This is a genomic window from Bacillus sp. EAC, assembly GCF_002156875.1.
Classification (GTDB): Bacteria; Bacillota; Bacilli; order Bacillales; family Bacillaceae_G; genus Gottfriedia.
The window spans coordinates 134,063-157,587 of the sequence record NZ_NCSY01000003.1; the positions used below are offsets into that span (position 1 = coordinate 134,063).

Sequence of the window (23,525 nt, forward strand, 5' to 3'; positions counted from 1 at the left end):
TTTAACAACAATCTTTTAGAAAAGTGCCAAAACAAAAAAGACAATTCTTCGTTCTAATTGAACGAAAAATCGTCTTTTTGGTCTGTATCATGTGCCTAGCCCCTCGAGGTCATAAGTCAAAGACCAACAAAGATTAAAAAGCAACCTTCATTGGTCTTTGTCTTATGCTTGTCGGGGCTTAGCAAGGCGCTTCCACATTTCTGAATTGTCTAGTTCCAGCGCCTAGCCCCTCGAGGTCATAAGTCAAAGACCAACAAAGGTTAAAAAGCAACCTTCATTGGTCTTTGTCTTATGCTTATCGGGGCTGAGCAAGGCGCTTCCACATTTCTGATTACTTAACCCATCCTAATAAGATTTCACGGATGAATTTGCTTGCTGCAACTTGTGTTTGCTCTGCGTGATCGTAAACTGGAGCTACTTCTACTAAGTCTGCACCCACTACGTTTATATCACTATTTGCAATCGCTAAAATACTATCTATCATTTCTTTTGATGTTATACCACCTGCTTCAAGTGTACCTGTACCAGGTGCGTGTGCAGGATCTAATACATCAATATCAATTGTTACATAAACTGGACGACCAGCAAGAGTTGGAAGTACTTTCTTTAATGGCTCAAGAACTTCAAACTTAAACAGGTTCATACCTACTTCTTTAGCCCATTCAAATTCTTCTTTCATTCCAGAACGGATTCCAAATGAGTAAACATTTTTAGGTCCAATTAAATTACAAACTTTTTTAATTGGAGTTGAGTGAGATAATGGTTCTCCTTCATATGAATCGCGTAAATCAGTATGAGCGTCAAAGTGAATAATCGCTAAATCTGGGTATTTCTTATACATTGCTTTCATAACAGGCCAAGACACAAGATGTTCTCCACCCATACCTAGAGGGAATTTACCTTGATCTAATAAGCCATCAATATAATCTTCAATCATATCAAGGCTTCTTTGTGCATTACCAAATGGTAATGGAATATCTCCAGCATCAAAATACTTAACTTCTTCAAGTTCTTTATCTTGATATGGGCTGTATTCCTCTAAACCAATTGATACTTCACGAATACGAGCAGGACCAAAACGAGAGCCTGGACGGAAACTCACAGTCCAATCCATTGGCATACCATAAATGACTGCTTTACTTTCTTCAAAGCTTGGATGACTCTTTATAAATACATTTCCTGAATAAGCTTCATCAAAACGCATAATAAAGCCCCCTTATTTAGTAAGATCAGCTACAAATTTTGGTAATACGAACGCTGCTTTATGTAGCTCTTTTGTGTAATATTTTGTCTCAATATCAAAGAAACGATTCTCTTCTACTTCTAATGGATCGTGTTTTTTTGAGCCGATTGTAAATGTCCACATTCCACTTGGATATGTTGGGATGTTTGCAATATATAAACGTGTAATTGGGAAGATTTCTCTTACATCACGTTGTACTTGTGTGATTAACTCAGGTGTAAACCAAGGGTTGTCAGTTTGAGCTACAAAAATACCATCTTCTTTTAACGCTTTTGAAATACCAGCGTAAAAGCCTTTAGTGAATAAGTTTACTGCAGGTCCAACTGGTTCAGTTGAATCTACCATAATTACATCGTATACATTTTCACTATTTGCGATATGCATAAATCCATCGTCTACTTTTACTTCTACACGTGGATCTTCTAATTTTCCTGCAATTTCAGGTAAGTATATTTTAGAGTATTCAATTACTTTTCCATCGATTTCAACAAGAGTTGCCTTTTTTACGCTAGGGTGTTTTAAAACTTCACGAATAACACCGCCGTCACCGCCACCAACTACTAAAACGTTTTCTGGGTTTGGGTGAGTAAATAAAGGAACATGAGCTACCATTTCATGATATACAAACTCATCCTTCTGAGTAGTCATAACCATACCATCTAAGATAAGCATGTTTCCAAACTCTTCTGTCTCTACCATGTCAAGCTTTTGAAACTCAGTTTGCTCTGTATGTAAAGTTTTATTAATTTTAGCAGTAATTCCAAAGTTTTTTGTTTGTTTTTCAGTAAACCATAATTCCATTTGATGCATCTACCCTTCTTTATCAAGATTTAGTTTGAAACATAACACTGTAGATGTATGTCTAGTTGATATGTTCCTTATTATCCCCACTCTTCCTAATTCCTATCGGATTTGTGTTGTCACGACTTTTTTGCCGTACAAAAGAAAAGTATAGAGTAAATTTGGTGAAATGCAAGATTTTTAAGACTAATTATTTGATATTTTTTATTACTAGGTTTAGTTATTTTAAAATGTTGTTTTTTTAACATATTGATAAGTCGAAGAATTCACAAAGATGGACGTCCTTTGAATAAAATTTCTCTTAATCTACCATACTAGTATTAATAAGAGAAATTCGATTGGGACGGAGGGCAAATTATGCAAACTATGACCTATTCATACCATTGGCGTTTTATTCAAAAATTAGGCATCATTATCACAATTATCTCGCTCATTAGCTCTGTATTTCTTTCTAGCATCTACATTATTGCCAACTATTCATCAAAGCCCTCGTTATTTATAGGGTCCAATTCTAACTATTACAGTAATAATGATAAGTTGATTGGTAAAACACAGTTATTACAAAATAGAAAGACTATTAGTATAAACGAAGTTCCCACTATAGCCATTAACACAATTTTAATTAGCGAAGACCGTAACTTTTTTCATCATCATGGTTTTGATTTAAAAAGAATGGTTTCTGCAATTATTATTAATCTCTCAAAAGGTAGCTATGCTCAAGGTGCCAGTACTATCACTCAGCAACTCGCAAAAAATTTATATTTATCACAAGAAAAAACAATTCGTCGAAAACTCAAAGAAGCATTCATTACAATTAAACTAGAGTCATCTTATAAAAAAGAAAAAATATTAGAAGCTTATCTAAATACGATCTATTTTGGTCATGGCATATATGGAATAGAAACTGCAGCAAACGCGTATTTAGGTAAAAGTATTAAACAATTAACCTCCGCTGAAATAACATTTCTACTAAGTATCCCAGCAAATCCATCAAAATATGATCCTTATACTCACTTTTCAACTGTCAAACAACGTCAGAAACGAATTCTTTCAGCTCTTTATAAAAATAATTTAATCAGTAATAAAAACGCAATTGATGCAAGCAACGCTCAAATTAAATTAGTCTCTATTAAATCTACTAAGAACCCTACTTTTACTTCTTATTTTCAACAAAGTGTCCAAAATGAAATTTCTACAACAATAGGTCAATCGTTAAGCAACAATGGAAGTGCCATTTATACAACCTTTAATTCGAAGATTCAAAATCTGATCGAAAATGCATTCAAAGAATTTATTATGCCGATTCCTAATTTACAGGCTGGAATCATCGTTTTAGACAGCCAATCAGGAGAAGTCGTTAGTATGATTGGCGGACGTGAGCAAGGTCAATTCTTATTTAATCGTGCAATAGCTTCTAATAGACAGGTCGGTAGTACAATTAAACCTATCCTTTATTACAGTGCATTAGTTAATGGATTTACCCCTTCTACAAGATTACTAAGTAAGCAGACAGAATTTAAATTTGAAAACGGTGGAGTTTATCACCCAAAAAATAGCGGTAATCTTTACGCAAATAGTCCAATAACGTTAGCTAAAGCAATAGCTGTTTCTGATAATATTTATGCGGTAAAAACTCAACAGGCAATTGGCACAAAAAAATTTATGGACACCCAGAAACTTTTCCATCTGCCAAAACCCGCTGAAGAAGTTCCGTCATTAGCACTTGGTACACAACAAGCTTCGTTGCTTGATATGACGAGAGCATATGCATTGATTGCAAATGGAGGCAAGGAAGTTACTCCTCATTTTGTTAGAGAGATAAAATCAAAATCAGGTAAGATGATTTATCGAGCACAAATAGTGAAGAAACAAGTTTTAGAAAAAGAAAAAGCTATTATTTTGAAGCAGTTAATGAATGGAATGTTTAATACGAAGTTTTCTAGTTATCTACCTGCAACGGGATCGAGTATTCTTCCGGACTTATCAAAAGATTATTACGGAAAAACTGGAACAACTAAGACGGATAATTGGATGATCGGATTCCATTCAAATTTAGTTGTAGGTGTTTGGGTAGGCTATGATCATTCTAGGATTTTAAATGATGAAGAAAGTAAGATGGCTAAAAAGGTTTGGGCTTCAATCGTTGGTAAAATGCCAGAGCATGATATCAATTCTAAAATCCCTAAAAATCTAGTAAAAGTTTCAGTAGATGAAAAGACAGGTCTTTTATACAAAAAAGGATGTAGCGGAAAAGTAGATCTTTATTTCTTAAAAAATACACAACCTTTAAAACCTTGTACAAAGAAAGTGAGTATCGAAAAAGTGAAAAAACCGTGGTATTCACAGTATCTTCCGTAAAAAACAAAAGACCTTACCAAGATGGTAAGGTCTTTTGTTTGTCCTAGTCCTAGCTTTGTCCAAGCTAATATTAGTTTACTTTATTTAGTCATAAATGTAAAAAGATTATTCGACGTTTTCTGTAATTTTTTTTATAAATATTGCCAATTAGAATTTAACAAAAACGCGACTATCCTAAAAGGTCATTTTTTAAGTCTGCAGATGAATTATTCCACATTTCTTCATTATGTGATTTCAGAAAATTACTTAATAGTTTACGTGAAGTTTCATCCATATGATCGACCATAATTTTTCGCTTCATTGCTTTATCCATTTTATTCACATGATCTGGAAGAAGTTTATATCCTCTTCTAGCTTCACGATCAACAGTCATATAACAACCAGTTACCCCTGCATAATATGGTCCTGTTTCATTTCGTTCAGTAGCAACCCATACTAACCAATATGGCTTTCCATTAGGAACATCCTCTTCCTTTGTCAAAAATTTAATTCCTTTTTCGACTGAACTGCGTGCATGCATCGCACCAATATCAACAAACACATCATTTTCTTGTATATCCACAAAGACTGGAGAAACATTTTCCAAGCTAATAGCCCCTACTCCATATCCTCCATGTCCACTTGTTGAATCATTTTTTAATATATTAAATCCTAGTGATTTCTTTTTCGGTTGTTCAGACATCGTAGATCCTCCTACTGTTCATTACATAAATAATGGTGAAACAATTGAATTTATCCAGTGAAATACTGAAGGTATTGCAATATTAAAAATCGGTTGAATCGTATAGTTATCTAAAGGAGTTAATACTAGTATTAAAAAAATCACCGATCCATATTGTTCATATTGAGTCATTTTTGCACGCACATCATTTGGTACTAAGTCTTCAATAATTCGATATCCATCTAACGGTGGTAGAGGAATTAAATTGAAAACAAAAAGTACGACGTTCATTTGAATAAACATATTCATAAACGTATCTAATGTAATTTTTAATGAATGTGGAAAACTGTTAAATAGATTATATTTGTAGCAAATGACATAAATAATAACACCGATTGTAGCTAAAATAAAATTACTGATTGGTCCTGCTGCAGTGGTAAGCAAACTAGCCAATCTTGGATGCTTAAAATTGTAACGATTCACAGGTACTGGTCTTGCCCAACCAAAACCTAAAATTAGGATTGCGATTGTTCCAAAGAGATCTAAATGCTTAAAAGGTGAAAGTGTTAACCTTCCTTGATTTTTTGCAGTACTATCTCCAAATTTATATGCAACAAAAGCATGCGCGAATTCGTGTACTGATAATGAAATAGCAAATACTAATAATACTAATGGAATATCTTTTAAATCGTATTGAAAAAATGACATTCGTAACTCCTCTCAAGTAATGTATCACTTCATATTATAAATTTAGTTTAAAATATTTTATCTATTTTTTCGTCGTTATTACATTTAAGCGTTATTATTCTTACTGTTGCGTTATAATAAATATGACTATATTAAGGAGGTCTATATTATGCCATACGTAACAGTAAAAATGCTAGAAGGTCGTACCGAAGAGCAAAAGAAAGCGTTAGTAGAAAAGGTTACTTCTGCTGTAAGTGAAACGACAGGGGCTCCAGCTGAAAAAATCGTCGTATTTATTGAAGAAATGACAAAAAATCATTATGCAGTTGCTGGAAAACGATTAAGTGACGAATAGATTTTATTACATACAGATTTAGTAAACGGAAGAATCATTTCTTCCGTTTAGTCTGTTGTCAAACGCTCGCTTTCTTTCGGTGCTTCGCCTTCTTTCGGTGCTCATTACCGTCAATGGTAACTCCGCTCTTCATCAGGCTTCGCGCCTCGAAAGACAAGCGTTTTCAATCAGACTAAATTCAAATTTTTAGGACTTTGTCTACAGAATCTTTTCTTCCGTTTATTTTATCTACTTTTTGCCCCTGCAATCTCTTCAATTAACTCTATTATTTTCTTTTTCAAATCATCTGGCTTATTATAAATTAAATCATGAGGATAATATAATTTAGAATCAGATAGCTTTTTCCCGGTAATGCCATCTACTAATTCTGATTTACGAGAAATCTCATTTAATTCACCGCTCGGTAATAATAACAGAATTGGCTTCTTACCATCTTCTTCACCATATCTGAAGTAGTCATATGCTTCATCAGAGATCGTATCCATCACTAAATAATAATTAGGATCAATGCCTATTTCTAAAAATAATCTCTTTAGCTCAACAAGTTTTTCTGAGTGAAGTTCTCCGTGAAAATCTACATATTGGAATAAATTACGATTTAAAAACCTCTTACATAGATCGCTTAATATTTGGTCGGACTCTTCTTGCCAGACTTGGAAGTAATATAGTAAGACAGATTCATCTAATTTTAAATACTCATCTAATACTACTTTACCATCAAATAAACTATCAAAATGCACCGGTACATAATTAAAATGATATCCCTCATCATGTAAGAATCTTGCCCTTTGTAATATTTTAAGCAAAATTGATTCGGCACTTCTAGAAACTGGATGGAAGTAAACTTGCCAATACATTTGGAAACGACTTATTAAATAATGTTCTACGGCATGCATACCAGATTGTTTCATAACAATCCCATCAGGACGTGGTCTCATCACTCTAAGAATACGCTCCATATCAAAATTACCGTAGCTTACACCTGTATAATATGCATCTCTAAGTAGGTAATCCATTCGGTCAGCGTCGATTTGGCTTGATATCATACTCGTAACGAGTCGATTCTCTGAAGTCTTTCCTATTATTTCAGAAACCTGTTTCGGAAATTCTTCTCCTACTCTTTTTAGTATTTCATTTATTTCCGTCGATCCCTCAATAATATCCCTTGTTAACTCTTCATGATCTAAGTCAAAGATTTTTTCAAAAGTATGTGAAAAAGGCCCATGACCAACATCATGTAATAATCCTGCACAGAGTGCTAATAATCGATCATCGTCGCTCCATTCAGGTCGTCCAGAGAAAACATCATCAATCATTCGTCTAATGATTTCATAAACACCTAACGAATGTGAAAAACGGCTATGTTCTGCTCCATGAAAAGTAAGATATGTAGTACCAAGTTGCTTTATTCTGCGTAATCTTTGAAACTCCTTTGTTCCAATTAAATCCCATATAATTTGATCTCTCACATGTATGTAACGATGTACTGGATCTTTAAATACTTTTTCCTCATAAAGCTTTTGGTAACGATAAGACATATGTTGGCCCCCCTTCAATATTTACCATTATATTTTTAAATTAATTTATGTGAAGAGCTTTATCCACTTTTCTATATTATATCAGATGTTTATATGAAAAAACGTTCCTTATATGAAGGAACGTTTAATTCTTACCTAGCTTTGATTTTATCTTTACAATTAGCTCGTCTTCATTAGGTGCCGATAGTGGGCGGTTGTTAATAAAACAAAATGATTTTTTACGTCCTGGTCCGCAATAAGATTGGCAGCCAACTTGAATTTCTGCATCTTCATCTATTCTTTTTAAGCGAGGGACTAATGTTTTAATATTTGTCGCCTGGCAATCATCACATATTCTAAATTCGTTTGACATTTTTTACAATCCTTTCTGTTCTGTATTGAACATACTCAGCAGTAATTTTACTCGTTCCAAAAAAGACATGCAAGTTTTCCAAATAAAACATGCTCAAATAGTATTCTACTATTTTCTATTTTTTGTATAGTTTTCTATTTTTTTGTCCAAACTTCTATTAATCATCTAAGAAATTATATTCATTATTTATTAATTAGAAAGTTGAGGGATGTTTCTATGATGAAATTAAGACAAGATGCTTGGACAGAAGAGAATGATTTGCTATTAGCTGAAACTGTATTACGTCATGTACGCGAAGGAAGTACTCAATTAAATGCTTTTGAAGAGGTCGGAGATATTTTAGAACGAACTTCTGCTGCATGTGGTTTTCGTTGGAACGCTGTAGTTCGCTATAATTATGAAAAAGCGCTTCAATTGGCAAAAAAATTCCGTAAAGAAAAGCTTCGCCATGCAAAAGGTGAAGATGCTAAAAAGAAATTACTTTATACACCTTCTGAATCTAGTTATATACAAACAGATGTATCTAGCAATTTTGATCGTTATTTAAACGATGAACAAGATTTAGAATATGGTGTTGAACTTGATCAAGAATTCAGTTCTTTTGTTGAACCGAATACAATGATTGATAGTAGTGAGGATGAATCTTATGTAGAAGAAATGAGCTCAGATATTGTTATGAATACCCCTACCGTATCACATCAATATAAAGCTCCATCTGCACCAATGAACACAAGAAAAGATTCAATTACTATGTTTGATGTAATTCAATTTTTACAAGGTCTTTCAAGTAGCCAAATTGGTAATGATCGTTTAAATCGTGAAAATGATCAATTGAAAAAAGAAATCAATCAATTACAAGAAAGAAATTTACAGTTACAGAGACAAGTAGAAAAACTAGAAAATGATGCGACTACTGTTCAAGAAGACTATGAAACAATGATGAAGATTATGAATCGCGCTAGAAAGTTAGTATTGTTTGAAGAGGAAGAGAAACCAGCAGCAACGTCATTTAGAATGGATAAGAACGGAAATTTAGAAAAAATAGCTGAATAATTTAGTTAGAAAATAGATAGAGGAACTAAATCTTAATAAATTTGATTTAGTTCCTCTATTTATGTTTTAAATCTGGGATTTTAAATATGAAATTTCTATAATCTATTAATTGCCTAAAAATGACTTTTTAAAGAATGCCAATTGTTTTTCAAGTGTAACAGGGTCACTAAATGAAGCACCGTTGCCAAGCATTTCATATACATGATTATTTCTCACTGCAGGGATAGACTTATATGTTTCAGTCTTTTGGAATGAACTATCTGCATCTGCATACTTACTTAAAATGATATAATCTCCTGCATACTGAGGTAGCACTTCAGTTGAAAGTGTATAATAACCATCTTTTAATGCTACTTCTTTTACTTTTTCAGGCATTTTTAATTTCATTGCTTGATATAATATCTCAGTTCCACGAGCCCAATTATCGCCGAATACATAAAGTTGTTTATCATATGATTCGAATACTGATACTGTTGCATCTTCACCGATTTTAGCGCGAATTTCATCTCCAGCTGTTTCCGCACTTTTCTTAAAGCCATCAACCCATTCTTGAGCTGCTTTCTCCTTGTTTAAAAGCTTACCGATTTCAATATGCTGTGTTAAATAATCTAGCTTACCCCATGTGTAAGTAACTGTTGGAGCAATCTCTTTCAATTTATCAATATTTTTAATATTCGATAAACCAATAATTAAATCTGGGTTTAATTCAATGATTTTCTCTAAGTTTTCATCAGAGACTTCAGCCACATCTTTTAACTCTTCTTTAAATGTAGGATTATTTTTAGACCAAACATCTACACCTACTACAGGTACATCTAAAGAAATTACATTACCTGTGAAACCTGAAAGTAGAACGACACGTTTTGGGTGTGCAGGAACTGCCACAGGTCCATTTTCTGATTGATATGTAATCGTTTTTGGTTCATCTTTTTTAGAAGTACTTTCTTTCTTTTCAGATGAATTATTGCTACAAGCACTAATGATTAATACAACGATGAGGATAAATGGGAGGAACAGCTTCTTCATTTTCGTATCTCCTTATTTTTAAAAAATTTTCTAGATAATCTCGAATGCGCTTTATTGATAACGATTATCATTTTCAATATCAACTATATGGTGAATGGTATTTGTTGTCAATCATTCTTTGCATTTTTTTATACGTGGTCTTTTTTTATTTAGAAAAATTCATGTTAAAATAGGAAAACAATCGTAATAAAGCAAGGGGCTTATTAATAATGAATCAACATTTAATTCGTTTACAAAAAGATGAATTACGTTTTATAGATGGATCAACATTAGGTCCTTCCTTTGAAGCAATTCAATCTTTTGCGCTAGATGATACACTATGTACAAAGATTGGAAAGATGGAATCCCCTACAACTATTCGTACTTGGGTGCACCATAATACAATCGTTCTTGGTATTCAGGATACTAGATTACCAAATCTTGAGAATGGCATTAAATACCTTAATAACCATGGATATAAAGCCATCGTTCGAAATTCCGGTGGGCTTGCAGTTGTCCTAGATGAAGGAGTATTAAATATATCTATTCTGTTCCCAGAAGCAGAGCGAAAGCTTCAAATTAATGATGGCTACGAAACGATGTATGCACTTATTCAAGATATGTTTTCAGACTTAACTAATAAAATAGTGGCTAAAGAAATCGTTGGTTCTTATTGTCCAGGTGATTTTGATTTAAGTATCGATGGGAAAAAATTTGCTGGCATTTCACAGCGTCGTATACGTAAAGGAGTAGCTGTACAAATTTATCTATGCATAAGTGAAAGTGGTTCTGAAAGAGCATCAATTATAAAAAATTTCTATGAAATTGCGATAAATAACAATGATACTTCAATTAATTATCCATCAATATTACCAAATACAATGGCTTCTCTTTCTGAATTATTATCAATGAATCTGACAATCACTGATGTAATGAAGAGACTCCTACAATCACTTATTAAACTAACACCTAATCTCATTCCAGACTCTTTACATGGCGATGAAATAGACTTATATAATCACCATTTAGAGCGAATGATTGATCGCAATAAAGAACTGGCTATACTACAAAATGAGTAGCAAAAAAAAAGAGTACCATAAGGTTACTCTTTTTTTGTAGTCACTGGTTAAATTATATGAGATTCAGTCTGAAAGGGCACCAATAAGGCACTCTTTTTAATTATTTATAGAGATTGTGCTGCTGTAATAATAGATAATTTATAAACATCTTCGCTATTGCATCCACGTGATAAGTCATTAACTGGCATATTTAAACCTTGTAAAATTGGTCCGATTGCCTCGAAATTACCTAAACGTTGAGCTATTTTATAACCAATATTTCCTGCTTCTAAGCTTGGGAAAATAAAAGTGTTAGCATCTCCTTGAATAACAGAATCCGGAGCTTTACTTTTCGCTACTGATGGTACGAATGCTGCGTCAAATTGGAATTCACCATCTAAAGTTAATTCTGGTGCAATTTCTTTCGCAATTTTTACTGCATCTGCAACCTTTTCAGTTTCTGGAGATTTTGCAGATCCTTTAGTAGAAAAACTTAACATAGCAATTTTAGGCTCAATATCAAATAATTTAGCTGTTTTTGCACTCTCGATGGCTATCTCTGCTAAATCTTGACTATTTGGTGCGATATTAATTGCACAGTCAGCGAATACATATTTTTCATCCTCACGAACCATGATGAATACACCTGACGTTTTTGAAACGCCTGGTTTCGTCTTAATAATTTGAAGTGCAGGACGTACTGTGTCTGCTGTTGAATGTGTCGCACCACTTACTAACCCGTTTGCTTTGTTAAGATATACTAACATCGTACCAAAGTAATTTGGATCTAATAAAGCTTTACGAGCTTGTTCTTCAGTTGCTTTTCCTTTACGACGCTCTACAAAAGAAGTAACTAACTCTTCCATCCCTTCATAAGTGGCAGGATCTAAAATTTGTGCACCTTCAAGTGTTAATCCTAACCCTTTTGCTTTTTCTTGTACTTCTTCTACATTGCCAATTAAGATTGGTTTTAAAACATTCTCTTTCGCTAATCTGTCCGCCGCTGTTAGAATTCTTTCGTCAGTACCTTCTGGTAATACAATAGAAACTCCTTTTCCTACTACTTTTTGTTTAATTCCTTCAAATAAACTGCTCATATTAGCCTCCAATAATAAAATTTATATATGTATAGTATTAGAATAGAACCTTTTAACAATAATGAAAAATATAATATACGATTTAAAGCGCTGTCATATAAAGTAAATTAATTCCTAATATTCTAACTAAATTACTGCGCTGTATATTTTTGTATGTTTTTACAAAATACTTTTAATTGTAGTATGCTATAGAAAAGAAAATCAATACGATAACGTTTGGGGGATTTAAAATGAGTGAAGCTGCAAAAACTTTAGATGGTTGGTATTGTTTACATGATTTTAGAAGTATGGATTGGCATGCTTTTAAACAATTAAGCAGTGATGAGCGTCAGCTTGCGATCACAGAATTCCAACAAGTATTCTCAAAGTGGAATCAGGTTGCTGATTCTGGTGAAGGAAGCCATGCTATTTATAATATTTTAGGGCAAAAAGCTGACATCATGTTTATGGTACTACGTCCAACTATGGATGAATTATTACATATTGAAACTGAAATTAATAAAACGACTCTTTCACAATTCATGATTCCTACATATTCATACGTTTCTGTAGTTGAATTAAGTAATTATTTAAGTGCAGAAGATGGCGATCCATATCAAAATCCTCATGTACGCTCAAGACTTTACCCTGCCTTACCAAAAGCTCAGTATGTATGTTTCTATCCAATGGATAAAAAACGTGAAGGTGAAGATAACTGGTACATGCTTCCGGCAGGCGCTCGTAAAGATATGATGTACAGTCATAGTAAAATCGGTCGTGGTTACGCTGGTAAAGTAAAACAAATCATTACCGGATCAGTTGGTTTCGACGATTACGAGTGGGGCGTTACTTTATTTGCTGAGGACGTGCTACAATTTAAGAAACTTATTTACGAAATGCGCTTTGATGAAGTAAGTGCTCGTTACGGAGTATTCGGCTCATTCTTCGTTGGTACGATCTTAAAAGAAGATGCTTTCGCTAAATACTTATATATTTAACTGATATTTGGGATCGGTTTGGTCAAGTACTAGAACTTTATCAAATAGATTTCCGAGTGGATATGCAATTACTAAAAACTTCTCTCTTTGAGAAGTTTTTTTTATATTCCTCTTAGAAAACATGTCATATGTTCAACCTATTTTTAATATAGTTACAGTAGTGAACGAACTATTTAGTCCTCGCTTTCCGATCACCTTTGTGATTTAGTCGAATATATTATTCGGATGAGGAGGCTTATTATGGCTGTTATTAAATATACCGAACAAGAAGTACTATTACTTGCAAGGCTAATGCGTGCTGAGGCTGAGGGTGAAGGAAAAGAAGGCATGCTGATGGTCGGAAATGTTTGTGTTAATAGGGTTCTATGCGATTGTTTAGATTTTAAAGACATTAGAAATTTAACAGATATGGTTTATCAAAGTCCTGGTGGATTCGAAGCTGTACAAAAATCCTATTTCTACCAACGTGCCCGTGATCAAGATATCGAACTAGCAAGAAGAGTAATTGCTGGGCAACGCTTTTGGCCTGCAACTTATGGCTTATGGTTTTTCCAACCTTCAGGATCATGCCCTCCAACTTGGTATAACCAGAAACTAGTCGGTAGATATAAAGCACATTGTTTTTACCAACCATCTGCAAAGGATTGTCCGAAAGTCTTTTAGGAACCAATCTGATATTAAATTAAGGAGGTTTTTTCTTTGAGTAACCCTTTCAACTATTATCCGAGTTTTCCAAGAGTAACACAACCTACACCACAACAAGGTCAAGGTCAAGGACAAGGATTTGCTGCGCCGTCTGGAAGTATGATTTCACCTCAAGGGCAAATTACATCTGCACCTTCTTCCATGTTTGAGCAATCGTATGTAGAAAATATTCTTAGACATAATCGGGGGAAAGTTGCTACGGTATATATGACTTTTACTGGTCATCAACAACAAGTTTTCGTCGGGTATGTTATGGGTGCAGGTCGTGATCATATTGTACTTAGAGATGTAAACTCAAACAAAACTTATATTTTACTTACAATTTACTTAGATTACGTCACATTTGACGAAGAAATAGCTCTACCTTATCAACTTTAAAAAAAAGTGTTCAATATAGTGCAAGATAGCACTTTTATTGAACACTTTTTTTATTTCATTACTGCAATTCCTACTAAAATCCATGCGATTAAAAATGCTAAGCCACCTAATGGTGTGATGGCACCAAGAATTTTAATCCCAGAAATACTTAATATGTACAAACTACCCGAGAATAATAGTATACCAATTACTGATAACCATCCGGCCCATGTTAGTTGTGGAACTGATCCATACTTATCAATTAAAAATGCAATAATAAACAATCCACCTGTTTGAAACATTTGATATTGAACAGCTTTTTGCCAAATTTGAAGTGATCGTTCAGAAATTTTCCCTTCAAGTCCATGTGCTCCAAATGCTCCTAATGCAATAGATAAAAATGCAAAAATACTACCTAATAAGAAAAATAGCTTCATTCTCTTTCCCCCTATTTAAAAATCCAATAACGAACCACCTTCTTCAGAATCATCCACTTTTGAAATGACAGGTGCCTGAGAAATAAAAGGCTGACTCGGAATTGATTGAATGATATTGTTATTGCTTATAATTTTAGTCATTTCTTGATTACCTTCATCTTCAAGAACTAGCTCACATAAAGCTCGAATACTGGCGATTCTTTCTCGGAATTGTCCAGCTTTTTGTGTGCTTATCTTTGCTTTTTGTAACTCATTTTCAATTTGCTGGATTACTTTTTCTACACTGATATTCAGATAAATCACCACCAAAATTTTTTAGCACAATCCAATAAACTTTATTATACTATGGCTTTTTTATGAAAGCGAATGCCAACCATATTTTCATAAACTTTATTCCTCTTAATCATGGAGATTTGTAGATTCCCACTTAGGATGCTAGCTCCAATCATCTTCTTTATCAAATGTTTGCTTTAATAAAACCTTTAATAAAACAACAATTCTTAGAAAAGAACTATTTTTAATGAACAGTGGTATACTATAAAAGTTAATTTTAGGAGGGAATACTTTGAACTATAAAATGATTGTATTAGACATTGATGACACACTATTAACTGATGATCATGTTATTTCTTCCCGCACAAAGGAAGCTTTGCTGAAAGCCCAGGAAATTGGAGTAAAAGTAGTACTTGCTTCCGGAAGACCCACTTTTGCAATGCATAAATTAGCCGAAGAATTATTATTAAATGAATACGGTAGCTATGTACTTTCATTTAATGGTGGGATTATTACTGATTACCGTACGAAAAATAATGTCTATGAATGCACACTTACAAAAGAACAAGCACATGAACTTTATGAAATTAGTAAAAAGCATAATGTTTTTGTCCATACATATGTTGAAAATGATATTATTACTGAAAAAGGTAACCAATACACTGACATTGAAGGTCAATTAACTGGAATGCCTATTAAGGAAGTAAGTAGCTTTGTCGAACATGTACAAAATGATGTTGTTAAATTATTGATGTTAGAGGATCCTCAAAAGCTAGCAGAAGTTGAAAAAATACTACAAAAAGAACTTGAGGGTAAAATAAGTGTCATGCGCTCGAAGCCATTTTTCTTAGAGTTAACTAATAGTGAAGTTGATAAAGGGAAAAGTTTAAATCACCTAATTCAAATTTTAGGCATTAGACAAGATGAAGTAATAGCAGTAGGTGATGGCTATAATGACTTACCTATGATTAAATTTGCTGGTCTTGGTGTAGCAATGGGAAATGCGGCGGAGGAAATAAAACAACAAGCGGATTTTGTGACTGCTTCAAATAACGAAGATGGCGTAGCAATAGTCGTTGAGAAATTTATTTTAAATCATGGCTCTGATAATCACCTTTGAGTTGTTGATATACGTCCTGTCTAAATTAGAGAATACACTAAAAAGCTGTCTAATTTTTGAATTAGACAGCTTTTTTTATTCTTCGATACTCCATTTTATTGGGTTCATTTGTAACTCTTCTAACTTTTGATTTATCTTTGAAAATGGCTTACTCCCAAAAAATCCTCTACTTGCTGAAAGTGGACTTGGATGATGTGCTTTCAATATAGCATGTCTCTCATTTGTCAGGAGACCCTCTTTTGATTGTGCATGCTTACCCCATAATACAAAAATAATGGGATTATCATGATTGTTTAACTCGACTAGTATTGTATCTGTAAATGCTTCCCATCCTTTATTTTTATGTGAGTTTGGCTCACCTTCACGGACAGTTAAAACAGTGTTTAACATTAAAACACCTTGTTTTGCCCAACTTTTCAAATAACCTGTAGATGGTATGTTAATTCCTAAATCATTATTTAACTCCTTATAAACATTTCGTAATGAAGGAGGAATTTTCACACCCGGTAATACAGAAAAACTTAAACCATGCGCTTGTCCTTGCTGATGATATGGATCTTGTCCAATAATGACTACTTTACAATCTTCGTAAGAGCACTCAGTTAAAGCTTGAAAAACTTGATCTTGTGGTGGGAAAATAATTTGTTCTTTATATTCTTTTTCAAGAAATTGTTGCAAGTTAGTAAAGTACGGTTTATCTAATTCTTTTGCTAGTATTTTTCTCCAGCCTAATGGTAATTCGAACAACGAAATACCTCCTTTCTTGACGAAATTTCCCGAGAAATAAGTTTATTTCTCAACATTTGCTGAAACATGGTACTTTTTCATTTTATTAATACAGTATTTGAATAAATAATATTGCTAGTAAAACCTGAAAACCAACGATACATAAAGCATAAAAAGAAAGTGATTTTCCTTGCTTTACAATTAGTTTAATATTTACATTTAACCCTATGGCTGCTAGTGCAGTAATCTCTAATAGATGACTTGTTTGATTAGATGCGATTGATGCCCAGTTCGGAATTGCACCTATACTAAATAAAATGCAAAGAATAGCAAAGCCTATCACATACCATGGAAATTTAATTTTCACTTTTTCTGATACATGCGTATCTTTATTTCTACGTTTACTATTCGACAAAATGATTACAACTACAACAAGTAATACAACTCTGACTAATTTAAAAAGAGTTGCATAATTTTTCACTTCGTCGTTTACTAAACTTCCGCTCGCAACAACTTGTCCAACAGATTGTAGCGTACTGCCTATTAACGCTGAAGTAGGCAAAGTTTCCGAATGATATAGAAAAGAAGCAATTAGTGGGAGGACGAACATTAGAACAGTCCCCATCATGTTTACTAATGTAACTGCTAGACCTTTTTCTTCTTGAGAGGCATGGATGGCAGGTGCTGTTGCCCCAATTGCAGATGAACCGCAAACAGCATTTCCACTTGCCATTAAGTAGCTAAAATTTTCCCCAAATCCTAATTTTTTGCCTACCCAAATAGTAAACATCAGTACTAGACTCATCTGTATAATAATTAACCATATTCCCTTTATACCTAATAAACTGATCATTTGTATACTAATCGTTGCACCAAGTAAAAAAATTGAGACTTCTAATAATTTACTTTCTGCAAACATTCTACCGTCCTCATAAATAGATTTTAATTGAATCGAATTCCCGATTATTAATCCTATTAATATTGAAAAAGTAGCTGCTCCTAAAGGCACTACTAAGGACATTGTCTGGCTTATAAGAGCAATGACAAGGCAAAGAATTAACCCTGGTATATACTTAATCATATTTTTCATTGTACTCTCCGCAATTTCATCTGAATTTTTATTCTGTTCATCATTTATTATCTAATGAAAAAAGAAATTCGACAAGAATCTTGTCGAATTTCGAATAATGGAAAGCATAATTTAATCTTCGTCGTAATTTGATATTTCTATAATATATTGAGGTCTTCTCTTTGTTTCGTAATATGTTTTACCTAGATATTCTCCTAGAATTCCAATCATTACTAATTGTACTCCACCAAATAACATGATTAAGTTTGAAATAGTATATAGTCCGGGTATACGAACACCAACAAAAACCACTTTAAAACTCATACAAATAAAGAAAATAAGACTCAAGCCTATCAAAATAAGTCCAACTTTACTTAAAAATCTTAGTGGCTTTGTATTATAACATAGTATGTATTCTACACTGTTCTTTACTAAATCTAACTTCTTTGTTTCTGATTCTTTACTAATTACACGTGAAGTTACCTCGTACTCAACTGTTTTAATCTTGAAGCCAATCCAATTAAAAATTCCTTTAGAATAGCGATTGGATTCAGGCATATTTAAAATTGCATTTACTGCTTTTCTACTTAACAAACGAAAATCAGATTCAATTTGAAACGTTTCAAGATCCATAAACTTTTTAACGATTTTCTCACTTATATTCTTTTTTGTTTTTTTAACAATCGAGTTTTCGACTTTCATTGAGGCCACTACTTGATGGTTGCCCTTCTTATATTCATCGACCATTTCAAGAATGACATTTGCAGGATGTGCAAAATTCCCATCCATCAGGATGACAGCATCACCTTTAGCATGTTCTAAGCCAGCAGAAATTGAACCTTCTCTACCAAATCGACGGCTAAATGATAAGTATTTCATATGAGTACTATGATTTGATATGACTTGAAGAGCAAGAAGTGTATCATCATCACTTCCATCATTTATGTATATCAATTCATAATCTTCTCGCAGCAATTTCACATTATTTAATAAATTCACATGAAATCTTTCTAAGCTTTCACCTATATTATGACAATATACGATTACTGATAATTTCATTCTTAACACCTACTTCTCCAAAAAACTATTACAATCCAACTTTTACCTATGTTATAGCACTTAGGACTACAATTCAATGACTTTTTACCTATTGATTAGTGGATGAGTTTACTCTTTTTTGATAGATCCATTATTATTTTTGCTTTTTTATTGATTGGTCCCTTTAAAACGATCCCAAGCAAAATCGAAAGTACCATAAACGTTAACAAAATCATTATGTCTTTCCTTACAGTACTCCACAGTATTCCTCCAGTAGCCTCTCTAAGTAAACTTATTGCATAAGTAAAAGGTAAATATGGATTTATTTTTTGAAAAAACAAAGGCGTTACTTGCACGGGATAAACTCCTCCTGCACCTGAAATTTGAAGGACGAGAAAAATGATACTCATACCTTTACCGACATTTCCGAAAACGGAAACAAGTGTATAGACAATAAACGTAAACACAATGCTAATCAATATCCCAAAGAGAATAAAATAGCCTTTATTTGCTGCATATGTCCCTAAAATTAGAAAGTTTCCAGAAGTCACAACTATAGATTGTAAAATTGAAATGGTAACAAAAGTTAAAAACCTACCAAAATAGATTTCACTACTTCTATATTGTTTATTTTCATGCACCTCTGTCGTAAGCAATGAAACAAGTAGCAAGGCTCCAACCCATAAAGAAAGTGTCGTGTAAAAAGGGGTCATGCCAGTTCCATAGTTTGGAATTGGAAACAATCTCTCTTTTTTGATCTCGATTGGATTTGAATAAAAATCACTTACTTTCTCAATATCTGTACGAAGGAAATTAATTAAATCCTCAAGACTCCCTTTCTCTTTTGCTTTTCGTATTTCATTGGCAAGTTTACTAATTTTATTTTTAATAATCGGTAAATCATTTATTAATTGTTCAATTTCTCCCTTTTTCAGAGTTAATAAGTTAGAAGTATTTAAAAGAACGCTATTTATCGTTGGTATGCTCTTCTTTGCATCATCTAGTACAGTCATAATATTTTTCATTGATGTAGTTGCTACTTTACTTACTTCATTTAATTTTGGAATATACTTCGTATCAAACTGATCATTAATTAATGTTAATCTGTTATTTACCGTTTTAGAGATACTAAGCATTTTTTGAAGTATATCAACCGGTATTTCTTTACCTATTTCCAAGTTATGCTTAATTTCATTTGTTAAAGATTGTAAGTCTATTAAGTTTGTTTGAATACTATTTAGTGAGTTTATCTCATTATTTAATGTTACATTAGTATCTAGATTATGAAATGATTGAAGTAATTGCTGAAGTGAACTAAGGGAATCAATTGAACTAGGTAGTTGTCGTTCCAATTCATTTACCATATCTATTGCGTCACTTTTATTTATGTTTGGATCTTGCAATTGGGTAAGTATGTTCTCGATGGTTGAAGCCTGATGTTGAAGCAATAAAAAAGATTGTTTAATAAACGGAATTGAATTTTGAATTGATTGATCAAGTTTAGTTAAAAAAGAATTCATATTCGTCGCTAGTTTAGAGCCACTAGAGGCTAACTCATTTATTCGAACCAAATCTTTTTTTGCTGTTTGTATAACACCTTGTATTTTATCAAATTCATTTAGTGCATTTTTTACTCCTTTTTCTATTTCAGGTAAATCTTTATCAAGTAATAAAATTGTTTTTTCTACTTTTTTTAATAAAGGTAAATTCGCTTGTAAATCAATACCGATCTTATTAAATTCAGTCAATACTTCCTTACTTACTGATTTCTCAAATTTCTTTGTTATCTCATCAGCAATTCCAGAAGCACCTTTTTCAGTATATTTTGGTGCAATGATATTAAGCTTTTCATTTACCTGATATATTAGCTCTGGTTTTTGCGGATTGTCAGTTAATACTGTGCTTATTTTTCTCGAAAAGTCACTAGGTATTAAAATACTAGCATAATATTTTCCTTGTTTGACTCCTTCATGTGCTTCATTCCTATTTTTAAATACCCACCCTAATGTCGGATTTTCCTTTAACGACTGTACAACTTCATTTCCTATATTAATCTTTGAACTTAATACATTTGCTCCACGATCCTCATTAATAATTGCGATTTTAAGTCCTTTTGTATTCCCGTATGGGTTCCAAGACGACTTTATATTAAACCAAGCATACATAGATGGAAGAATGATTAACCCAATAATAATTAATAATGCCGCCCAATTCGTTACTATTCTTTTTAAATCACGCAAATAGATTTCAACAATTGAATTCACTGACATTTCACCTAATTTTAGTTTAATGCACCTAGAACTAAGATTTCATGAGTTGACCTAGGTACTCCACTTTTCTATTTTTCGTAGTATGCAATAAATGGGGACACTCTATACAAAATTCTGTCTAATTATTAGGCTGTTTTCGTGAACCTTGTCGCTATTTGAGAAGAGCCTTTATTAATAGGTACCACTATTAAAAAAAGACCTTCATTTCCATCTAAGTGGAAACGAAGGTCCTTTATTTAAATCTATTTTTCACATTAATCTATAACTATTCCCATCTGAATGTTTTAGCAGCAATTAAGAAACTGACGATCATCCAAACACATAACCAACCAAAATCTGATACTAAATCACCAAAGGTTGCGCCGATATTCATTATATCCCGCATGGCAGTTGATAAATGTGTAATTGGGATGGTTTTAATGATTGGTTGTAAATATTCAGGCATGTTATTAACAGGGAAAAATACCCCTCCTAAAAACATTAGTGGAAATGAGATAAATCCAGCGATTGGTCCAGCGCTCTCCGGACTTTTTGCTAAGCTCGCGATAATAAAGCCGATACTCATAAACGTTAATGTACCTAATACAACAAATAAAACAACTAATAAAAATGAGCCTCTTATGCTTACGTCAAAACCAAAATAGCCTATTAATATCGTTAATATGGCTTGTAAGCTATTTAAGATCAGCCTTGCCGTGATTTGTGCTGCAATAAAGGTAGAGGCTTTTAACGTTGTACCTTGCATTCTTCGTAATACGCCTCGTTCTCGCCATGAAGCAATTTGACCTGCTACACCATTCATATTATTATTCATGATTTGCATGGCAATAATCCCTGGAACTAAAAAGTCTAAGTAAGAAAGTGTGATTCCTGATACGCCTTTAAATGTTGTCACCACTTTTGGCGTATAGCCTGCCATTTGTTTACTAGCACCATCTACATTTGCAGTAATTGTTGCTATTCCACCCTGAAGTTGGCCTGCGTTACTTTCATTATAAAGAACCTGTATTTGAGCAGGCGCGTTTTTTTGTTTTGATGTTACTTGATTTTGAAACCCTTTATTTATTAAAATTACAAAATCCAATTTCCCATCAGATAATGACTTTCTAGCCTTTTTTTCGTCATTTTTTTTGTGAATTTTAAGTGATTGTTGTTTGCTCAATATTGACGTGATTTGTTCACTTGCTTGAGTTTTATCATAATCAATTAAATTTACTGAGTAAGTAGTTGAATTACCATTATTAAACATTAATCCGAAAATAATCATAAAGAAAAATGGGAATAATAATGTCCAAATGAGTGCCTGTCGATTTCTTATATAAATTCGAAGTTGTGCTAGTGTAAGTTGATAATAAGCTTTCATTCTTCACGCAACCCCCTTCCAGTCATATTTAAAAATACATCCTCCAAAGTCGCCGATCTAGTCGACAAATCTGAGATTTCCACGTCATGCTCCTTCGTATACTCAAGTAATGAGATTAATGAGAGTTGGAGATTACCTGTATAAAGAGTTACAAAATCGTGATTAATGACTACATTTATTACATTTTCTAAATGAGCGAATTTATCTTCCGTTTCAGGTGATTTTGTTTTAAATTCAATTGCGCTCTCTGCTTGAATTGAACTAACTAAATTGTTTGGTGTATCTAACGCAATTAATTTACCTTGATCCATGATGCCAATCCTGTCTGCTAACACATGAGCTTCATCCATATAGTGTGTAGACAATACGATCGTTTTTCCTCGTTCCTTTAACTTTAAGATGATGTCCCATAAAGTTCGTCGTGCTTGTGGATCCAGTCCAGTTGTTGGCTCATCTAAGAAGATGATCTGAGGATCGTGGATTAGAGCTAAAGCGATAGCTAAACGTTGTTTTTGTCCTCCAGATAATCCTTTTACTAAACTATTTTGCTTTTCTGTTAACAACATTTCATCAATTAGAGGTTGAATCGGTATATGACTAGGGTAAAAACTAGCATATAGTTCAATGATTTCTTTTACTTTTAAAAGTTCAAATAATGAAGTTGATTGAAGTTGAATGCCAATTTCCTTCTTTATTTTATTTGAATCTTTCCCGATGATATGACCTGCTATAGTTGCCGTTCCATCATCTGGTTTTCGTAATCCAACTAGCATTTCCATAGTAGTTGATTTACCAGCACCATTAGGACCGAGCAGACCAAATACCTCGCCTTTTCCTACATCAAAACTAATGCCATTTACAGCATAAAAGTTACCATATCGTTTTTTTAAGTTCTTTACTTGAATGATTGAATCCAACTATTTCACCTCGTTTTAAATTCTTAATCTACTTTTTATTCATTGTAATTCAATTCAACATTTTT

24 protein-coding genes are annotated in these 23,525 nt (G+C 33.1%); 8 read left to right on the forward strand and 16 right to left on the reverse strand.

Annotated elements, in window-relative coordinates:
* Positions 1 to 331: 331 nt before the first annotated feature.
* Complete coding sequence (speB, locus tag B7R65_RS06885) at positions 332 to 1,204, reverse strand: agmatinase (protein ID WP_088042037.1); 873 nt, start codon at positions 1,202 to 1,204, stop codon at positions 332 to 334.
* A gap of 12 nt (positions 1,205 to 1,216) precedes the next feature.
* Positions 1,217 to 2,044: a spermidine synthase gene (speE, locus tag B7R65_RS06890; RefSeq protein WP_025671010.1), complete on the reverse strand. Its 828-nt coding sequence runs from the start codon at positions 2,042 to 2,044 to the stop codon at positions 1,217 to 1,219.
* Positions 2,045 to 2,401: 357 nt separating this feature from the next.
* Between speE and B7R65_RS06895 the strand changes: the two genes are divergently transcribed.
* Positions 2,402 to 4,402: a transglycosylase domain-containing protein gene (locus B7R65_RS06895; protein WP_088042038.1), complete on the forward strand. Its 2,001-nt coding sequence runs from the start codon at positions 2,402 to 2,404 to the stop codon at positions 4,400 to 4,402.
* 169 nt (positions 4,403 to 4,571) lie between these two features.
* Here the strand turns inward: B7R65_RS06895 and B7R65_RS06900 are convergent, their stop codons facing one another.
* Both B7R65_RS06900 and B7R65_RS06905 read right to left on the reverse strand, forming a co-directional pair.
* On the reverse strand, positions 4,572 to 5,084 hold the full coding sequence (locus B7R65_RS06900) for a YwhD family protein (protein ID WP_088042039.1): 513 nt from the start codon (positions 5,082 to 5,084) through the stop codon (positions 4,572 to 4,574).
* Positions 5,085 to 5,105: 21 nt separating this feature from the next.
* Positions 5,106 to 5,771 (reverse strand): site-2 protease family protein, encoded by a 666-nt coding sequence (locus tag B7R65_RS06905; RefSeq protein WP_088042040.1) that lies wholly within the window; start codon positions 5,769 to 5,771, stop codon positions 5,106 to 5,108.
* Between the two features lie 148 nt (positions 5,772 to 5,919).
* Here B7R65_RS06905 and B7R65_RS06910 point away from each other — a divergent pair, with 148 nt between their 5' ends.
* Complete coding sequence (locus B7R65_RS06910) at positions 5,920 to 6,105, forward strand: 2-hydroxymuconate tautomerase (RefSeq protein ID WP_088042041.1); 186 nt, start codon at positions 5,920 to 5,922, stop codon at positions 6,103 to 6,105.
* 224 nt (positions 6,106 to 6,329) lie between these two features.
* On the opposite strand, the gene B7R65_RS06915 is transcribed toward B7R65_RS06910, so the two are convergent.
* Together B7R65_RS06915 and B7R65_RS06920 are read right to left on the reverse strand one after the other, a co-directional pair.
* Positions 6,330 to 7,643 carry an HD domain-containing protein gene (locus tag B7R65_RS06915; RefSeq protein ID WP_088042042.1) on the reverse strand — a complete coding sequence of 438 codons (1,314 nt, stop codon included), beginning with the start codon at positions 7,641 to 7,643 and terminating at the stop codon, positions 6,330 to 6,332.
* A gap of 124 nt (positions 7,644 to 7,767) precedes the next feature.
* Positions 7,768 to 7,995: a YuzB family protein gene (locus B7R65_RS06920; RefSeq protein WP_088042043.1), complete on the reverse strand. Its 228-nt coding sequence runs from the start codon at positions 7,993 to 7,995 to the stop codon at positions 7,768 to 7,770.
* A 219-nt stretch (positions 7,996 to 8,214) separates the two neighbouring features.
* On the opposite strand from B7R65_RS06920, the gene B7R65_RS06925 reads away from it, so the two are divergent.
* A complete protein-coding gene (locus B7R65_RS06925; protein ID WP_142288214.1) occupies positions 8,215 to 9,048 on the forward strand; it encodes an RsfA family transcriptional regulator in 834 nt (277 codons plus the stop codon).
* Positions 9,049 to 9,153: 105 nt separating this feature from the next.
* On the opposite strand, the gene B7R65_RS06930 is transcribed toward B7R65_RS06925, so the two are convergent.
* Positions 9,154 to 10,074: an iron-hydroxamate ABC transporter substrate-binding protein gene (locus tag B7R65_RS06930; RefSeq protein WP_088042045.1), complete on the reverse strand. Its 921-nt coding sequence runs from the start codon at positions 10,072 to 10,074 to the stop codon at positions 9,154 to 9,156.
* Between the two features lie 209 nt (positions 10,075 to 10,283).
* Between B7R65_RS06930 and lipL the strand changes: the two genes are divergently transcribed.
* A complete protein-coding gene (lipL, locus tag B7R65_RS06935; protein ID WP_088042046.1) occupies positions 10,284 to 11,132 on the forward strand; it encodes an octanoyl-[GcvH]:protein N-octanoyltransferase in 849 nt (282 codons plus the stop codon).
* Between the two features lie 104 nt (positions 11,133 to 11,236).
* Here lipL and pta read toward each other — a convergent pair whose 3' ends face one another.
* Complete coding sequence (gene pta, locus B7R65_RS06940) at positions 11,237 to 12,208, reverse strand: phosphate acetyltransferase (RefSeq protein WP_088042047.1); 972 nt, start codon at positions 12,206 to 12,208, stop codon at positions 11,237 to 11,239.
* Between the two features lie 230 nt (positions 12,209 to 12,438).
* Here pta and hemQ point away from each other — a divergent pair, with 230 nt between their 5' ends.
* The 3 genes from hemQ (at position 12,439) to gerQ (ending at position 14,268) form a co-directional block, all read left to right on the forward strand.
* The gene (gene hemQ / locus B7R65_RS06945; protein ID WP_088042048.1) at positions 12,439 to 13,185 is read left to right on the forward strand and encodes a hydrogen peroxide-dependent heme synthase; all 747 of its coding nucleotides are present in this window, start codon (positions 12,439 to 12,441) and stop codon (positions 13,183 to 13,185) included.
* A 240-nt stretch (positions 13,186 to 13,425) separates the two neighbouring features.
* A complete protein-coding gene (locus B7R65_RS06950; protein ID WP_088042049.1) occupies positions 13,426 to 13,848 on the forward strand; it encodes a cell wall hydrolase in 423 nt (140 codons plus the stop codon).
* Positions 13,849 to 13,884: 36 nt separating this feature from the next.
* The gene (gerQ, locus tag B7R65_RS21960; protein WP_373419553.1) at positions 13,885 to 14,268 is read left to right on the forward strand and encodes a spore coat protein GerQ; all 384 of its coding nucleotides are present in this window, start codon (positions 13,885 to 13,887) and stop codon (positions 14,266 to 14,268) included.
* A 50-nt stretch (positions 14,269 to 14,318) separates the two neighbouring features.
* Here gerQ and B7R65_RS06960 read toward each other — a convergent pair whose 3' ends face one another.
* On the reverse strand, positions 14,319 to 14,684 hold the full coding sequence (locus B7R65_RS06960; RefSeq protein WP_088042050.1) for a DUF423 domain-containing protein: 366 nt from the start codon (positions 14,682 to 14,684) through the stop codon (positions 14,319 to 14,321).
* Between the two features lie 15 nt (positions 14,685 to 14,699).
* On the reverse strand, positions 14,700 to 14,990 hold the full coding sequence (locus B7R65_RS06965; protein ID WP_218780404.1) for a YwdI family protein: 291 nt from the start codon (positions 14,988 to 14,990) through the stop codon (positions 14,700 to 14,702).
* Between the two features lie 259 nt (positions 14,991 to 15,249).
* On the opposite strand from B7R65_RS06965, the gene B7R65_RS06970 reads away from it, so the two are divergent.
* Positions 15,250 to 16,077, forward strand: coding sequence for a Cof-type HAD-IIB family hydrolase (locus B7R65_RS06970; RefSeq protein ID WP_088042052.1), 828 nt, complete (start codon positions 15,250 to 15,252; stop codon positions 16,075 to 16,077).
* Between the two features lie 75 nt (positions 16,078 to 16,152).
* Here B7R65_RS06970 and B7R65_RS06975 read toward each other — a convergent pair whose 3' ends face one another.
* From B7R65_RS06975 to B7R65_RS07000, 6 genes are all read right to left on the reverse strand, one after another.
* Positions 16,153 to 16,824: a uracil-DNA glycosylase gene (locus tag B7R65_RS06975; protein WP_218780405.1), complete on the reverse strand. Its 672-nt coding sequence runs from the start codon at positions 16,822 to 16,824 to the stop codon at positions 16,153 to 16,155.
* Positions 16,825 to 16,909: 85 nt separating this feature from the next.
* Entirely contained in the window at positions 16,910 to 17,893 is a 984-nt protein-coding gene (locus B7R65_RS06980) for a YeiH family protein (RefSeq protein WP_088042054.1), read from the reverse strand.
* Between the two features lie 111 nt (positions 17,894 to 18,004).
* Entirely contained in the window at positions 18,005 to 18,931 is a 927-nt protein-coding gene (locus tag B7R65_RS06985) for a glycosyltransferase (protein WP_088042055.1), read from the reverse strand.
* Between the two features lie 95 nt (positions 18,932 to 19,026).
* The gene (locus B7R65_RS06990) at positions 19,027 to 21,174 is read right to left on the reverse strand and encodes a YhgE/Pip domain-containing protein (protein ID WP_179194800.1); all 2,148 of its coding nucleotides are present in this window, start codon (positions 21,172 to 21,174) and stop codon (positions 19,027 to 19,029) included.
* 271 nt (positions 21,175 to 21,445) lie between these two features.
* A complete protein-coding gene (locus B7R65_RS06995; RefSeq protein WP_088042057.1) occupies positions 21,446 to 22,543 on the reverse strand; it encodes an ABC transporter permease in 1,098 nt (365 codons plus the stop codon).
* Positions 22,540 to 23,460 (reverse strand): ABC transporter ATP-binding protein, encoded by a 921-nt coding sequence (locus tag B7R65_RS07000; protein WP_088042058.1) that lies wholly within the window; start codon positions 23,458 to 23,460, stop codon positions 22,540 to 22,542. Before B7R65_RS07000 ends, B7R65_RS06995 begins: the two co-directional genes overlap by 4 nt.
* Positions 23,461 to 23,525: the final 65 nt, after the last annotated feature.

What these genes read in the sequence shown, in the direction of transcription:
- speB (WP_088042037.1), bottom strand. Translation starts at nt 1,204, where the DNA reads ATGCGTTTTGATGAAGCTTATTCAGGAAATGTATTTATAAAGAGTCAT.
- speE (WP_025671010.1), bottom strand. Translation starts at nt 2,044, where the DNA reads ATGGAATTATGGTTTACTGAAAAACAAACAAAAAACTTTGGAATTACT.
- B7R65_RS06895 (WP_088042038.1), top strand. Translation starts at nt 2,402, where the DNA reads ATGCAAACTATGACCTATTCATACCATTGGCGTTTTATTCAAAAATTA.
- B7R65_RS06900 (WP_088042039.1), bottom strand. Translation starts at nt 5,084, where the DNA reads ATGTCTGAACAACCGAAAAAGAAATCACTAGGATTTAATATATTAAAA.
- B7R65_RS06905 (WP_088042040.1), bottom strand. Translation starts at nt 5,771, where the DNA reads ATGTCATTTTTTCAATACGATTTAAAAGATATTCCATTAGTATTATTA.
- B7R65_RS06910 (WP_088042041.1), top strand. Translation starts at nt 5,920, where the DNA reads ATGCCATACGTAACAGTAAAAATGCTAGAAGGTCGTACCGAAGAGCAA.
- B7R65_RS06915 (WP_088042042.1), bottom strand. Translation starts at nt 7,643, where the DNA reads ATGTCTTATCGTTACCAAAAGCTTTATGAGGAAAAAGTATTTAAAGAT.
- B7R65_RS06920 (WP_088042043.1), bottom strand. Translation starts at nt 7,995, where the DNA reads ATGTCAAACGAATTTAGAATATGTGATGATTGCCAGGCGACAAATATT.
- B7R65_RS06925 (WP_142288214.1), top strand. Translation starts at nt 8,215, where the DNA reads ATGAAATTAAGACAAGATGCTTGGACAGAAGAGAATGATTTGCTATTA.
- B7R65_RS06930 (WP_088042045.1), bottom strand. Translation starts at nt 10,074, where the DNA reads ATGAAGAAGCTGTTCCTCCCATTTATCCTCATCGTTGTATTAATCATT.
- lipL (WP_088042046.1), top strand. Translation starts at nt 10,284, where the DNA reads ATGAATCAACATTTAATTCGTTTACAAAAAGATGAATTACGTTTTATA.
- pta (WP_088042047.1), bottom strand. Translation starts at nt 12,208, where the DNA reads ATGAGCAGTTTATTTGAAGGAATTAAACAAAAAGTAGTAGGAAAAGGA.
- hemQ (WP_088042048.1), top strand. Translation starts at nt 12,439, where the DNA reads ATGAGTGAAGCTGCAAAAACTTTAGATGGTTGGTATTGTTTACATGAT.
- B7R65_RS06950 (WP_088042049.1), top strand. Translation starts at nt 13,426, where the DNA reads ATGGCTGTTATTAAATATACCGAACAAGAAGTACTATTACTTGCAAGG.
- B7R65_RS06960 (WP_088042050.1), bottom strand. Translation starts at nt 14,684, where the DNA reads ATGAAGCTATTTTTCTTATTAGGTAGTATTTTTGCATTTTTATCTATT.
- B7R65_RS06980 (WP_088042054.1), bottom strand. Translation starts at nt 17,893, where the DNA reads ATGAAAAATATGATTAAGTATATACCAGGGTTAATTCTTTGCCTTGTC.
- B7R65_RS06985 (WP_088042055.1), bottom strand. Translation starts at nt 18,931, where the DNA reads ATGAAATTATCAGTAATCGTATATTGTCATAATATAGGTGAAAGCTTA.
- B7R65_RS06995 (WP_088042057.1), bottom strand. Translation starts at nt 22,543, where the DNA reads ATGAAAGCTTATTATCAACTTACACTAGCACAACTTCGAATTTATATA.